At 42.3% G+C, this 13411-nt stretch carries 15 protein-coding genes and 1 tRNA gene; 5 read left to right on the top strand and 11 right to left on the bottom strand.

Annotated features, from left to right (window positions below):
- The 3 genes from AC4CV5_RS05425 to AC4CV5_RS05415 all read right to left on the bottom strand — a co-directional run.
- Nucleotides 1-365: Rha family transcriptional regulator (locus tag AC4CV5_RS05425; RefSeq protein ID WP_490922192.1), on the bottom strand; the 365-nt coding region annotated here is incomplete at its 3' end.
- A gap of 1 nt (nt 366) precedes the next feature.
- The gene (locus AC4CV5_RS05420) at nt 367-558 is read right to left on the bottom strand and encodes a helix-turn-helix domain-containing protein (RefSeq protein WP_061188386.1); all 192 of its coding nucleotides are present in this window, start codon (nt 556-558) and stop codon (nt 367-369) included.
- A gap of 11 nt (nt 559-569) precedes the next feature.
- Nucleotides 570-797, bottom strand: coding sequence for a helix-turn-helix transcriptional regulator (locus AC4CV5_RS05415; RefSeq protein WP_063334562.1), 228 nt, complete (start codon nt 795-797; stop codon nt 570-572).
- Nucleotides 798-960: 163 nt separating this feature from the next.
- Here AC4CV5_RS05415 and AC4CV5_RS05410 point away from each other — a divergent pair, with 163 nt between their 5' ends.
- The 4 genes from AC4CV5_RS05410 (at nt 961) to AC4CV5_RS05395 (ending at nt 3780) form a co-directional block, all read left to right on the top strand.
- Entirely contained in the window at nt 961-1326 is a 366-nt protein-coding gene (locus tag AC4CV5_RS05410) for a helix-turn-helix domain-containing protein (RefSeq protein ID WP_490922190.1), read from the top strand.
- Nucleotides 1327-1597: 271 nt separating this feature from the next.
- Complete coding sequence (locus AC4CV5_RS05405) at nt 1598-1960, top strand: hypothetical protein (RefSeq protein ID WP_490922188.1); 363 nt, start codon at nt 1598-1600, stop codon at nt 1958-1960.
- 69 nt (nt 1961-2029) lie between these two features.
- The gene (locus AC4CV5_RS05400) at nt 2030-2533 is read left to right on the top strand and encodes an ImmA/IrrE family metallo-endopeptidase (protein WP_131228006.1); all 504 of its coding nucleotides are present in this window, start codon (nt 2030-2032) and stop codon (nt 2531-2533) included.
- 20 nt (nt 2534-2553) lie between these two features.
- Nucleotides 2554-3780, top strand: coding sequence for a tyrosine-type recombinase/integrase (locus AC4CV5_RS05395; RefSeq protein WP_490922187.1), 1227 nt, complete (start codon nt 2554-2556; stop codon nt 3778-3780).
- A 112-nt stretch (nt 3781-3892) separates the two neighbouring features.
- On the opposite strand, the gene AC4CV5_RS05390 is transcribed toward AC4CV5_RS05395, so the two are convergent.
- The 3 genes from AC4CV5_RS05390 to AC4CV5_RS05380 form a co-directional block, all read right to left on the bottom strand.
- A tRNA-Ala gene (locus AC4CV5_RS05390) sits at nt 3893-3965 on the bottom strand.
- A gap of 107 nt (nt 3966-4072) precedes the next feature.
- Nucleotides 4073-4903, bottom strand: a complete 831-nt coding sequence (locus AC4CV5_RS05385; protein WP_222141927.1) for an undecaprenyl-diphosphate phosphatase — start codon at nt 4901-4903, stop codon at nt 4073-4075.
- A gap of 92 nt (nt 4904-4995) precedes the next feature.
- A complete protein-coding gene (locus tag AC4CV5_RS05380) occupies nt 4996-6162 on the bottom strand; it encodes an AI-2E family transporter (protein WP_222141928.1) in 1167 nt (388 codons plus the stop codon).
- Nucleotides 6163-6344: 182 nt separating this feature from the next.
- Between AC4CV5_RS05380 and iolU the strand changes: the two genes are divergently transcribed.
- Nucleotides 6345-7331, top strand: coding sequence for a scyllo-inositol 2-dehydrogenase (gene iolU, locus AC4CV5_RS05375; RefSeq protein WP_490922186.1), 987 nt, complete (start codon nt 6345-6347; stop codon nt 7329-7331).
- A gap of 40 nt (nt 7332-7371) precedes the next feature.
- On the opposite strand, the gene rhaA is transcribed toward iolU, so the two are convergent.
- The 5 genes from rhaA to AC4CV5_RS05350 are packed head-to-tail and all read right to left on the bottom strand — an operon-like array spanning nt 7372 to nt 13371.
- Nucleotides 7372-8646 carry an L-rhamnose isomerase gene (gene rhaA / locus AC4CV5_RS05370; RefSeq protein ID WP_166849031.1) on the bottom strand — a complete coding sequence of 425 codons (1275 nt, stop codon included), beginning with the start codon at nt 8644-8646 and terminating at the stop codon, nt 7372-7374.
- 25 nt (nt 8647-8671) lie between these two features.
- Nucleotides 8672-8986, bottom strand: coding sequence for an L-rhamnose mutarotase (gene rhaM, locus AC4CV5_RS05365; RefSeq protein ID WP_166849028.1), 315 nt, complete (start codon nt 8984-8986; stop codon nt 8672-8674).
- Nucleotides 8987-9000: 14 nt separating this feature from the next.
- The gene (gene rhaB, locus AC4CV5_RS05360; protein ID WP_490922184.1) at nt 9001-10461 is read right to left on the bottom strand and encodes a rhamnulokinase; all 1461 of its coding nucleotides are present in this window, start codon (nt 10459-10461) and stop codon (nt 9001-9003) included.
- Between the two features lie 4 nt (nt 10462-10465).
- Nucleotides 10466-11242 carry a rhamnose catabolism operon transcriptional regulator RhaR gene (gene rhaR / locus AC4CV5_RS05355; protein ID WP_222141930.1) on the bottom strand — a complete coding sequence of 259 codons (777 nt, stop codon included), beginning with the start codon at nt 11240-11242 and terminating at the stop codon, nt 10466-10468.
- A 59-nt stretch (nt 11243-11301) separates the two neighbouring features.
- Complete coding sequence (locus tag AC4CV5_RS05350) at nt 11302-13371, bottom strand: bifunctional aldolase/short-chain dehydrogenase (RefSeq protein ID WP_456520459.1); 2070 nt, start codon at nt 13369-13371, stop codon at nt 11302-11304.
- Nucleotides 13372-13411 lie beyond the last annotated feature (40 nt).

Below are 13411 nucleotides of genomic sequence, written 5' to 3'. Positions count from 1 at the left end.
ATCCATCGCTTTGCCCGGCTGACTGGATCTTCGATCATGTAGGACGGCTGAGTCATTTTTTCCAATTCGGCTTCCATCCGATTAAATTCGGCAATGTATTTTTCTTTGAATAGCGCTGCTTTGGCGCCCGTGTAACCAAAAACCAGAAATGTGAGTCCATCACGTTTAATCAAATATTTTTTCAATGATCGACCTGTTGAATCTTGATATTCACTCAACGAAAAATTTCGTTCAGCAAAATCTTTAGAGCAATTAAGCGTTTCAATGCTTTTTATTACATCGGCGTGTCGTTTTCCGAATACCTCAGCCACTGTCAGGCTGTCTGTTACGGCTTGGTTGCCTTCAATAAAAACGAGTTGATTCACTCTATAGAGCCTCCTTCATATTTGCTTGTTCCTGAGCTTCAATCCAAGCATCTATATTGTGCTTAGTGAAGAAAATACGTGTGCGCACTCGGAAGTGAGGAATTTCTTTTTCACGAACCATTGTGTAAATCGTGTCGTGATGAACACCTAGGTATTCAGCCGCTTCTTGGACGGTCATTGTGTTGCGAGTCATTTCATAACCTCCTATGCTGTGTTTGTAGTTTGAGATTCTTGGACTTTTAAATTTAAAAAAAGATCGTTTATATCACGTCCAAGTTTTTCAGATAGCTTAAACGCAATAGGCAATGTAGGATTTGATACCCCATTCTCCCAGTTGCTTATTGTTGTCTTTTTACAATTTAAAATTAAAGCTAATTCATCCTGGGTATAGCCCTTTGCCTTTCTAGCTAAAATCAAATTTTGGTTTTTCATTATTTCACCACCTGAAATCCAAGTTTGTTGAACTGTTAAGCTTAGTATAAATCCAACTTTCTTGGATGTCAACCTAAAAGTTTGATTTTTTTGGACTTATATTTATTTTACATTATATTGATGTACAATATATTTGAACTTATGTGATAGGTTGTGGTAGATAATGCTTCCTAAAAGATTAAAACAACGGAGAAAAGATTTGGGTTTAACTCAAACTCAACTAGCAGAAAAAGTTAACACGAAGAAAACTACAATCTCGAACTATGAGACTGGGTACAGCACTCCTTCTAATGAAATGCTTAGCGATTTAGCAGACGCTTTACAAACTACAGCAGATTATTTACTTGGAAGAACGGATAATGATTCAATAACCGTTAAAACTCCCGTTGATCCAGACCTCATTAATGATCCAGATCTGCAAATAGCTTTTAAAGAAGCAGCAGATTTTTCTGAGGAAGCCCGCAGACAAACTATTGACTTTATCAACTATCTAAAAGAGAAAGAAAAGGCGAAAGGTCGTAAAGGTTAAGCAATTGCCTAATATATTTCTCTGTTTATTATGTTTAAATTCTGTTTACTAATAAGATCCGATTTCTCTTAAGGATTTAAACAGGAGTCTCTTCCGGATGGAGAAAACATCCATAACCTTGAACCCTTATGTACCAAGAGTTGGAGCATTTCTTCTCATCCGGATTCTCTTCTGAAATCGAACAGAAGTCTCTTCTGAAAAATTAAAGGTTTTAAAAACGAGGCCTACTCGTTTATATAAAAGAATTCAACATAAAAAAGGGGAATTTATTTTGAGAAAAATAATTTTATTATTTGCCTCCTTCTCTCTAATTTTAATCTTAGCAGCTTGTGGTTCTTCGGATTTCAATTATAAAGTCGTAGAGGAAAATAAAAACAAGGCTGGTCAGCTATATTTAAGAATCACAACTGATGTGAGTAAAAAAGACGATCTTAAAACATTAGCTGAACAAGTAGCTCGGGAAAAAGATGACGGGAAATTAGATTCAATTTTCATTTTTATCCACAAAGAAGCCGGTAAGAACGATAAAAAATTCGGCGAAAATATGGCCACAGCAAAAGAAGCTTATACTAATAAAGGACAAGCTCAAACTGGTTTAGATGATAATTACAAGATAAATATAGAATATAAATAAAAGTCTTTTTACAGGCTTTTATTTTATAACCAAAATAAGAACATACATTCCCATTTGGCGGTGTTTATTATGACAATCCAGTTATCGCATCTTGAAGAAGAAGTAAAAAAGATTTACACAAAATTAAATATGCTTACTCCTGAAAACATAGATCTTGAACGCATTGCCGCTGCTTTTAAGATATGGATTCATTATGAGAAAGCTAATAGCAGCATGTTTTGTATCAATGGTCTTTACAGCATGGTTTTGGATATTCGGGCTTCACCACAAGAGCAATGGCAAGACTTCGTTCACGAACTCGCCCACGTGCTGAAGCATGCCGGAAACCAATTTAATATGAATAGAATGTTTAGAGAGCTTCAAGAATATCAAGCCAATAGTTTCATGTATCACTTTTGTGTACCAACATTCATGCTCGAAAAGATTTCGTTGCCGCGCATGCAATCAGAGGCTATAAAGTTAATTGGGGATACATTTAACGTCACATACCCTTTCGCAGCTAAACGGCTTGAAATGTACAAAAGAAAACAGTTTTCTATTCTCTGGCATCAAAAGCTCTATCAACTAAATTAATAGAACAAGGAGGTAGTCACATGGCTAGTATTGAAAGACGCAGTGAAAAATCTTTTAGATTAATAGTCGAAAATGGTTATGACGCAAACGGTAAAAGAGATAGAAAAAAGAAATCGATTCGTATCGAAGATCCCAAAATATTAAAGTCTAAACGGAAACTACAGGAGTATCTCGAAGATCAGCTGCACCGTTTCAGAATTGAAGTAGAGGCCGGCGAGTATATTGCTCCTGAAAAAGCAACTTTCGAATCATTTGCGGAGAAATGGGTTGAAAAGAAACTCTTTAATAAAAGTGGAAAACCTTACTCTTATAAAGCATCCGAGAAACACTCAGGTCACTTACACAACCACATCCTCCCTGCATTTGGGCATAAACAAATAGACAAAATAAAAACACTGCACGTTGTTGATTTTATAGATGATTTATCTAAAGATGGGGCTCGAAAAGATGGGAAAGCTGGTGGGCTCGGTGATAGAACAATTCTTGATGTATTTCAAACGCTACAGGCAATGTTCAAGACAGCTACAGAAGAATGGAAACTCATTAAAGACAACCCTATGGAGGGGTTGAGTCAGCCACATGTGGAACCAAAAGAAATGCAGTATTTTCAGACTGATGAAGCTGAAGAATGTATTCGAGTTTTATATGAGATTGATATTAAATGGCGTTTGTACTTTTTGGGTGCAATGATTGGCGGTTTGCGGCGTGGTGAAGGACTTGCCTTTCAATGGCACTTGGATGTGGATTGGGACAGAGGAGGATTCTATGTAAATCGCTCAATATCTAAAACAGTCAACGGGCAGCCGCTTGTAAAGGCACCTAAATCTCGCAGTTCCAAACGTTTTGTTAAAATGCCAGATTTCTATATGGAGGATTTAGCAAAGTATTATCGCATGTGGAAGAAAGAAAAACTTATGCTCGGTGATGCCTGGGAAGGCGAGGACAATCAATACATCTTTCATAGTGGAACAGGAAAGCCATATTACTACACTACCCCTACTGCAAAGTGGGCTAAAATCAAAAAGAAGTATGGGCTTAAAAATATTAGGCTCCATGATCTGCGGCATACGATGGTGGCTCTCCTAATAGAAGCCGGCGAAAATATGAGTGCAATTCAAAAACGTGCCGGTCACGCAAGCAGACGAATTACATCTGATATTTACGGTCACGTTACCGAGAAACTTGAAAATGAGACAGCTCAATATTTTGATCAATTTAACCCTAATTTGAAGGTAAAAAGCAACTAAATGACCCCAAAATAAAATTTTGGTCCCCAATTTGTCCCCAATTGCTTTTTTGGGTATTTGGCTCTGTTCCTGACAAACAAAAAAACCCTTATAGAATAAGGGTTTACAGGTATGGAGCCAAGGGGGCTCGAACCCCTGACCTCTACGCTGCCAGCGTAGCGCTCTCCCAGCTGAGCTATGGCCCCGTATGTAACGTCAAATTTATTATAGATGATTTTTTTTTGAAAAACAAGCTGTTTTCTCTTGAATTGACAGAAAAAATAAGGCTCTTTCCAGAGCCTTATTTTCTGACTTACATCATGATCAAAAGGATAATCACACCGAGAATGATTCGATAGATTGCAAATGGGACGAGTTTGATTTTGTTAATCAGTTTTAGGAAGAAACGGACAACAAACAGCGCGACAACAAAGGCACAGATAAAGCCAACGATGAAAAACGGCATCAGATCCGAGCTTAAGCTATCCCAATGCTTCACAAGGCTTAGAAAGCTTGCTCCCATCATGATCGGCATCGCCATAATAAACGTAAAGTCAGCTGCCGCGCGATGATTTAAACCAAGAATAACGCCTCCGGAAATGGTTGAACCGGAACGCGAGAAACCAGGCCAGAGGGCAAGACATTGAAATAAGCCGACCCCTATCGCCTGCTTATAGGAAATGCGGTCGAGGGTGTCAGTCGCTGCTTTCCGTTTATTTACCCAATCAGCAAAAAGCATCAGGACTGCCCCGGCGATTAAACCGAAGGCCACAGTTTTAACGGAAAATAAATATTCATCAATGTAATCCTCAAACAAAAAGCCAAGAACAGCTGCAGGCACGAGCCCGACGGCAATTTGCGCGATGCTTAATTTATGACCCTGCTTCTGGTCGCTTGTAATATTCTTTTTCAAGCCGAGCAAATTCAAAATCCGGTCTTTAAACACGATTACTACTGCTAAAATGGAGCCTAACTGAATAACCACTTTGAATGAGTTGGCAGCTTCTTCTGACATCAGATTGCTTGATTTAAGCCAGATATCGTCTACTATGATCATATGTCCTGTCGAAGAAACCGGCGCGTACTCTGTTAATCCTTCTACGATTCCTAAAACGGCAGCTACAAACAGTTCCCATAGAGTCATGATTTTGATTCTCCCCATTAGACATTTATTTTTTTACATAGCGGGAGCTTTCCATACATGGAAAGCCCGTCTTATATAACTATAAACGAAAATCACACTTTATGACCTGACGCATTTTCATTTTTTTCTTCGTCGTATAAATGTGAGCGCATTTTAAACCAGTCAAATAAATGTGTCGTAATGACTTTGGCAACTGCATAGCCCGGAATTGCAAGAATGATTCCAACAACGCCAAACAGCTTGCCGGCTGTTAACAGCAGAAAAATAATCGTAATTGGGTGGATGTGAAGGTTTTTCCCCATAATTTGAGGAGAGATCAGCTTCCCTTCAATCAGCTGAACAATGGTCCAAACGATCACCAGTTTGAGCAGCATGAGCGGCGATGTCACTATGGCGATGATAATCGCTGGCGTAATGGCGATCGTCGGTCCTAAATACGGAACGATGCTCGTACAAGCCGCAATGACGGCAAGCAATGATGCATAATCCAGCCCGATAATCAAATAACCGATAAACAGCAAAAAGCCGATACAGAAGCTGACAATGATCTGGCCTCTGATATAAGAGCTTAACCGATGATTCATTTCGCTTAAGACTGTGTATGTCTGTTCTTTCAATCGAGTCGGCACAAACTTCAGTATGTAGACCGGCAATTTCTTTCCATCTTTTAATAAATAGAAAAGAATAAACGGAACCGTGACGATCGAAATGATAATCTCAGTCAGAGCGCCGATAAAATTCCCAACGCCGGTGAAGGTGCTGTTCACAATCGTCGCTGCCTGATCTGAAACCTTGGTTGCGAGATCAGATATATTGATGTTCATCGTCTGCTGAGCCTGGTTGACGAATTTGCTGCCGATCAGCTGTTTCGTCTGATCTTCTACGACATCCACATATCTGGGGATGTTGTCAATCAAACTCATAATTTGTTCTTTTAAGAAGGGGATGATGGACACGATCGTGATCGTGATCAGCCCGATAATCAATAGATATAACAGCAAAATAGAATAGATTCTTCTAATTCTTCTTCTCTCAAGGAAATCGACGACCGGGTTTAACAGATAAAAAACAATGCCTGTTAAAATAATTGGCAGTGAGATCGTTTTGAGAAGAACTATAATCGGGGTGAAAATAAATGATGTTTTTGTAAAAACAAGAATATTTAAACCAATCAGCAGCAGCACAAGCAAAAATAAAACAAACTTATTGTCCAAGAAGAATCGCTTGAATCTGCCGCTCCATGTTTGCAACGTCTCCACTATCGTTCCTCCGTCATATATCGTTTAACTAAATTGTACACTATCATCCCTATAATGAAAAATAAAAACCGTTAATTGCTGGAAAAACTTCCCCTTGCTTTAAAAATGTGATTTGATCTATCATGTGCTTTTCTCCTTTTTAAGCTATAATTTAGCTATATCATGCAAAAGGAGCGATAAGAGTGATACGTTTTGCAATAATAGGAACCAACTGGATTACAGACCGCTTTCTCGAATCAGCAGCGGAAATAGAGGATTTTCAGCTGTCTGCTGTTTATTCAAGATCGGCTGACCGCGCTGCCGAGTTTGCTGCTAAACACAACGCTGAGCACACCTTCTCGGACCTTCAGGAAATGGCGGCAAGCGATTGCTTTGATGCCGTATACATAGCCAGTCCGAATGCCCTTCACAAGGAACAAGCCGTTCTTTTTATGAACCATGGCAAGCACGTGCTTTGCGAGAAGCCTTTTGCTTCGAATACAAAAGAAACGGAAGAGATGATTTCATCAGCCAAGGAAAACGGCGTTGTCCTGATGGAAGCGATGAAGACCACTTTCCTGCCGAATTTCAAAGAGCTGAAAAAACACTTACATAAAATTGGCACAGTCCGCAGATTTACCGCGAGCTACTGCCAATACTCTTCACGGTATGATGCATTTAGAAACGGTACCGTCTTGAATGCGTTCCAGCCTGAGCTTTCCAATGGGTCATTAATGGATATCGGAGTCTATTGTATTTATCCTGCTGTCGTGCTGTTTGGTGAGCCGCAGGATGTGAAAGCGAACGGATACGCTTTATCTTCCGGAGTAGATGGAGAAGGAACCGTCATTCTGTCTTACGACGGGTTCGAAGCTGTTCTGATGCATTCTAAAATCTCTACTTCCTATGCTCCGGCGGAAATTCAGGGTGAAGATGGGACGATTGTGATCGATACGATTCACCGGCCTGAACGAGTAGAAATCCGATATCGCGACGGCCGTCTTGAAAACATTTCGATTCACGATCCTAAACCGGCAATGTTCTATGAAGCAGAAGAATTTGTCACACTCATAAAAGAGAACAAGCAGGAATCTGAAGAAAATACATTTGAACGGTCATTGATCACCGCAAAAATCATGGAAGAAGCAAGAAAGCAAATGGGGATCGTGTACCCTGCTGATCAAGCCTAAAAAAATCCGCCCGCGTGCAAATGCCGCGGCGGATTTTTTATTAAACAATCGGAGAAGATGCCTTCCTTTTTAATAGCACATTTTGTTCATACTCATTTATGTCATGAAGCCATGCCTCTCTTACCGGCACGCCCATTTGCTCACAGTAGGAATCCCAGATGGCCCCGAATGGATATGTTTTGAATTCCTCCATCAGCGCCAGCCTTTCTGTAAAGCGGCCCTCTTCCTGCAATTGTTTTAAATAGCCGTTCGGGAGAAGCAGTGCATACAGTAAAGCTTTAATCATATTTCTTGTTCCGATGGTCCAGGCGGCAACACGGTTAATGCTGGCATCGAAAAAATCGAGGCCGATGGCGACCTTCTCGAGAGCCTGATTGCGTACAATTTCAAGAGCGATTTCTCTCAATTCATCGTCTAAAACCACAACATGATCGCTATCCCAGCGGACGGGCCGGGACACGTGCAAGGCGAGTTTGTCTGTGTAAAGCAGCATCGAAGAGATCTTGTTTGATACCGTTTCAGTCGGGTGGTAATGGCCTGTATCAAGTAAACAAAGCTTATGATTCGTCAAAGCATAAGCTAAATAAAATTCATGAGATCCGACAACATATGATTCGGAACCAAGCCCGAACAGCTTGCTCTCGACTGAATCAAGATTGTGTTGTTCATTGATCTCCTCTGCGAAAATCCGATCCAGTGATTCTTTTAATCTTTTACGAGGTGTCAGCCTGTCACTCGGGACATCTTTATAGCCGTCAGGAATCCAAATATTCGTTAAGCAAGGCGTGCCTAGTTCTTTCCCGAAGTATTCTCCAATACGGCGGCACGCGATGCAATGCCTGATCCAAAATTCCCTGATGGCCGGGTCGGGGTGTGAAAGAGTGAGTCCGTCAGCCGCTTTCTCATGCGAAAACAAGGTCGGATTAAAATCTAAACCGAGACCGAGCTCTTTCGCCCATTTCACCCAGTTTTTAAAATGCTGCGGCTTCAATTCGTCCCGTTCTACCGCTTCTCCGTTTGTTTCTGCGTATATCGCATGCAGGTTTACGCGGTGCTTTCCAGGAATAAGAGAAAGGGCCTTCTCCAAATCTCTTCTTAATTCTTCAGGAGTTTGCGCTTTTCCGGGATAATTGCCGGTCACGTCAATCCCGCCTGAAAGTTCGCCCTTATTTACTTCAAAACCTTCAATGTCGTCACCCTGCCAGCAGTGGATTGAAATAGGCACTTGCTCTAATTGCCGAAGCGCCTCTTCAACATCAATTCCCCATTTTTCATACGACTGTTTTGCACTGTCATAATTGGCTTTTATGGTCATGCGGCTCTCTCCCTTTTTCAGTTTTTTAATCCAAATAAAAAACTTCCTTAAGATCTATCGAAACAGGACTGAAATCTGGATTTGTTTTCATTAATGGCGACATCGATTTCCACCATCTGCGGCAAACTTCTGTGTTCGCCATCTTTCTCCACTTCTCTTCATCCTCTATTTCTAAATAGGCAAAAAGCCGGCCTGTTTCCTCATCTAAAAAAATGGAATAATGGTGTGCTCCATGAGCTTTGAGTGCTTCTGCCATTTCAGGCCAAATGTCATCATGCCGCTGTTTGTATTCATCGTACTTGTCTTGATGGACAAACATGATACTGGCTTTTCTTTTCAAACCTGATCACCTCTTCACCTTTTAGATAGCGCTTTCAAAACAGTTTGCTGAAATGACTGAATGATCGTGCTTCTGTCAATGTCTTTAGGTGTAAACACTTTGATCGGAAAGGAATTTCTGACGGTTTGCCGGGCTTCTTTTATGGTATTGACTTCGTTGGCAGCAATCATTTGCATCAGCACATTTCCGATGGCTGTCGCCTCTATGGGCCCTGCGTATACCGCTTTTCCGCTCATGTCTGCCGTTAATTGATTTAAGAAATCATTTCGGGCTCCGCCGCCGATGATATGAAGCTGCTCAATCGGTTTTTCTGTGATGGTTTCCAGCTCTTTGATGGCTATCGCATAGATGATGGCTAGATTGCTGTAGATGCAGCAGGCAAGTTCGCCTGCAGTGCGGGGAATCTTTTGGCGGGTTTCTCTGCAATAATGTTCTATTTCCTCTGTCATGCTTTCTGGATTCAGAAAACGTTCATCATTTAAGTTTATAAACTGCTGAAATGGTTCTGTTTTTCGGGCTTCGTCTGCAAGCTGCTGAAAAGAGTAATCTGCTTGTAGTTGCTGTCTTACTTCTTGTAGCACCCACATGCCGATGATGTTTTTGAGAAAGCGAATGGTGTTGTTTGCGCCGCGTTCATTTGTATAGTTGTTTTTTAAAGCCAGCTCAGTTAATATCGGCGTTTTGTTTTCAACCCCGATTAACGACCATGTTCCGCTGCTGATATACGCCCAGCTATCGTTTACGCCTGGGGCCGCAATGACGGCCGAGGCAGTATCATGCGTTGCGACTGTCATCACCTTGCAAGCCGGAAGATCATAATCCGGGAACCAATCATTTCTCAGCATCCCGAGCTCACGCCCAGGTTCAGTCAGCGGCGCAAATTGCCGTTCCTGAACAGCCACAGCTTCAAGTAATTCAGTGTCAAGCTTTCCGGTAGAGACGTTTAAAAGCTGTGTTGTGGACGCATTTGTGATTTCTGTTACGGCTTTTCCGGTTAAACAATAGCCTAAATAATCAGGAACCATCATAATTTTGTCTGTTGTTTTCAGCAGCTCACGGTCTTCTTCATACAATTGATAAATCGTGTTAAAAGGCTGAAATTGTATTCCTGTTTTTTGATAGATTGTGGCTTTTGACAGGATATGTTCCAGCTTGCCTATTGTGTGATCTGTTCTTCTATCCCGGTAAGACATCACTTCCCGCAAGCGATTGCCTTTATCGTCCAGCAAGACATAATCAACTGCCCATGTATCAATGCCGACGGTGCATCGTTCATGACCAAGCGCTTTCACCTTTTGCAGCCCTTGCAGGATTTGTTTTAGCAAATGATCAATATCCCAAAAGCAATGTCCGTCTCTTTGAATAAAGCCGTTAGCGAATCTGTGAATCTCTTGTATGTCAAGCTTCCCTTCCTTCAGTTCACCTACCATGACCCTCCCGCTTGATGCGCCTATATCAATGGCAGTATAAATCATTCTTTCACCCTCTCTTCGGAAGGGGAACAGCTGTCACTTTCACCTTTTTGTCTTCAAGCGCTTTTACCGATACCGGATCAAGTCCAGCATCAGTAATAAGGCTGCTGATATCTTGCAGCGAGGCGATATGTGAAAATTCGCGGTTTCCCCATTTACTTGAATCGGCCATCAAAATGGTTTGATCAGACCTTTCGATCATCCGTTTTTTGAGCAGCGCCTGCCACTCGTTTGAGTCGCTCATCCCGTTGTTTATGTCAAAGCCTTTACATGACAGAAAGGTTTTGGTGACGTGATAGGTCTCAAGTGAACGCTCTGCTAACGGGCCGGCAAACGATAATGATTTTTCCAGCAAAATGCCGCCTGTTGAAATGACTGATATGTTTTCTTTATTGCTGAGCTCAATGGCTGCTTTTATTGAGTTTGTAATGACGGTGAGCTCAATATCAGGGAGTATTTTCGCCATGTACCAGGCAGTGGTGCTTGCATCGAGAATGATTCGGTCTCCACTCTTTACATATTTGGCCGCTTCGTGAGCGATGGCTTTTTTTTCTATGACATTTGTAATTTCCCGGTCAGAAAAATGAACTTCTGATTCCTGCTGCTGAATACTGACCGCTCCTCCGTGGCTCCGGCTCAGTTTATGTTCTTTCTCAAGCTTCTCAAGGTCGCGCCGAATGGTTTCCTCTGTGACAGAAAATATGTCACTTAATTCGGATACGCGGATGCTTGAACGCATATTAACTATTTCCACTATTTTTTGCTGCCGTTCTGCTACTAGCATCGGTAACGCCCTTCCTCATATCGTAATCCGTCTTATTGTTTTTCTATCATAGCACATTTCTAACGCGTAAAAGCAGCAGGGACGCCTCCGTCTACCGTGATCATGCAGCCCGTTGTTTTTTCGGCTTTAGAAGAAGCGAAAAATGCAATGGCTTCGGCAATATCCTGCGGGTAAATATTGACGAGCAGTGCCGTTCGTTTCCGATAATGTTCCTCTAGCTGATCTGGTTCAATCCCGTACGCCGCGGCCCGTTCCTCCCGCCAGCTTGACCCCCAGATTGCCGACCCTTGAAGAACTGCATCAGGCAAAACGGAGTTGACCCGAATGCCGAATTCTCCGCCTTCTGCTGCGATACATCTTGCCAAATGGGTTTCAAGCGCTTTTACCGAGCTGTAGGCAGAGGCGTTTTTCCCTGCATAAACCGAATTTTTAGATCCTACAAATACCATGCTTCCGCCTCTGTTTTGCTGTTTCATTTGTTTAAACGCTTCACGGGCCACAAGAAAATAGCCTGTTCCTAATACATTCATATTAAGATTCCATTCTTTTAGACTTGTTTCGTCAAATGGACTTGATGTGGCCAGCCCGGCATTATTGACGACGATATCAATGCCGCCGTAAGCAAGCGCTGCTTGCTCAAAGGCTGACCGTACTTCCTCTTCCCTTGTCACATCCATTTTGACAGCCATTGCCCGTCCTTCTCCGTATGCATCGTTTATTTCCCCGGCAATTTTCTGCGCACCTTCTATATTCAGGTCAGCTGCGATCACGTGCCCTCCTTCCGCTGCAAAGCGTCGGCATGCCGCACTGCCGATTCCGCCGGCTCCTCCTGTTATCAACGCTACTTTACGGGAAAATTCTGCTTCCGGCGGGGCCAGTGTGAGCTTATATAATTCGAGCGGCCAATATTCGACATGGTAGGATTCATTTTCATTTAAAGAAACAAAGTGCCCAAGAGCCGTTGACCCTTTCATAACAGCGATAGCCCTCCGGTATAAACCGCCGCTCACTTTAGACATGACGTAACTTTTTCCCGTATTCACCATTCCGATGCCGGGAATCAATATCACCCGGGGGGCTGATTCAAAGATTTGATCCCCCTCCTGCTGATTGCGTGTAAAGTAAGCCTGATACTCTGCTGTAAAACGCTCCACTCCTGACTTGATCAAGTCCGCCAGCTTATGCACATCTTGAGTTTCCGGATTCCACTCAATGTATAGAGGAACCCGTTTTGTGTGAACTAGGTGATCCGGGCATGCCGCACCGATTTGCGAGAGCGCTGGCGCTTGAACACTGTTTACAAATTCCAAGACGTCGTCATGATCATCATAGGACAGGATCATTTTCCTTTCTTCACTTACAGCGCCTCTAATCACAGGCATGATGGCTGCCAAGATTTGTTTTCTTTGGTCTTCCGGCAGCGGCTGATATCTTTTGCCTCCGAATGTCTCATGTTGTTTGATACGATCATTAATATACTGCTCGGCTTCTTGAATGATGGATATCGTTTTTTCATAACACGCTTCAGAAGTCTCTCCCCAAGTGACTAAGCCGTGTTTCTCCATTAACACAAGTTCGGCGTTGGGGTTGTTCGCTACGCCTTCAGCGATCATTTTAGACAAAGTAAATCCAGGGCGGACGTATGGTACCCATACAAACCGTTTTCCATAAATATCTTCAGCTATTTGTTTTCCATTATCAGCGCAGCAAATGCTGATAATCGCATCGGGGTGGGTATGGTCAACATGATTGTATGGCAGAAAAGCGTGTAACAGCGTTTCAATTGAAGGACGGGGATGTTTGCTGTCTATCATACAATGAGACAAGTAGTCTACCATTTCTTCATCTGACATTTGGTCCCTTTCAATCAGCGGGCGGATGTCATCTAATTTCAAACCGGTAAAGTTATGCGCTTTCATTGTTGCCAAATCTGAACCGCTTCCTTTCACCCACATGACTTCTGTTTCACGTCCTCTAAAATCCTTTTCCGTTGTTTTCATAGACGTATTCCCGCCGCCCCAGTTGCAGACAGTGCGATCTGACCCGATTAGATTGGACCTGTACACCAATTCCTCTACGCCTTTCGGCAGCTGTGCAGCACGCTCTGAATCCCATACACGTTTCACCATAATTGATATTCCTCCGTCCCTTTTATTTGTATTCGTTTTC

It is taken from the genome of Bacillus sp. NS1 (genome assembly GCF_058248265.1).
This window is presented reverse-complemented; position numbering and strand designations above follow the sequence as displayed.

What these genes read in the sequence shown, in the direction of transcription:
- AC4CV5_RS05420 (WP_061188386.1), bottom strand. Translation starts at nt 558, where the DNA reads ATGACTCGCAACACAATGACCGTCCAAGAAGCGGCTGAATACCTAGGT.
- AC4CV5_RS05415 (WP_063334562.1), bottom strand. Translation starts at nt 797, where the DNA reads ATGAAAAACCAAAATTTGATTTTAGCTAGAAAGGCAAAGGGCTATACC.
- AC4CV5_RS05410 (WP_490922190.1), top strand. Translation starts at nt 961, where the DNA reads ATGCTTCCTAAAAGATTAAAACAACGGAGAAAAGATTTGGGTTTAACT.
- AC4CV5_RS05400 (WP_131228006.1), top strand. Translation starts at nt 2,030, where the DNA reads ATGACAATCCAGTTATCGCATCTTGAAGAAGAAGTAAAAAAGATTTAC.
- AC4CV5_RS05395 (WP_490922187.1), top strand. Translation starts at nt 2,554, where the DNA reads ATGGCTAGTATTGAAAGACGCAGTGAAAAATCTTTTAGATTAATAGTC.
- AC4CV5_RS05385 (WP_222141927.1), bottom strand. Translation starts at nt 4,903, where the DNA reads ATGACTCTATGGGAACTGTTTGTAGCTGCCGTTTTAGGAATCGTAGAA.
- rhaA (WP_166849031.1), bottom strand. Translation starts at nt 8,646, where the DNA reads ATGACCATAAAAGCCAATTATGACAGTGCAAAACAGTCGTATGAAAAA.
- rhaB (WP_490922184.1), bottom strand. Translation starts at nt 10,461, where the DNA reads ATGATTTATACTGCCATTGATATAGGCGCATCAAGCGGGAGGGTCATG.
- rhaR (WP_222141930.1), bottom strand. Translation starts at nt 11,242, where the DNA reads ATGCTAGTAGCAGAACGGCAGCAAAAAATAGTGGAAATAGTTAATATG.
- AC4CV5_RS05350 (WP_456520459.1), bottom strand. Translation starts at nt 13,371, where the DNA reads ATGGTGAAACGTGTATGGGATTCAGAGCGTGCTGCACAGCTGCCGAAA.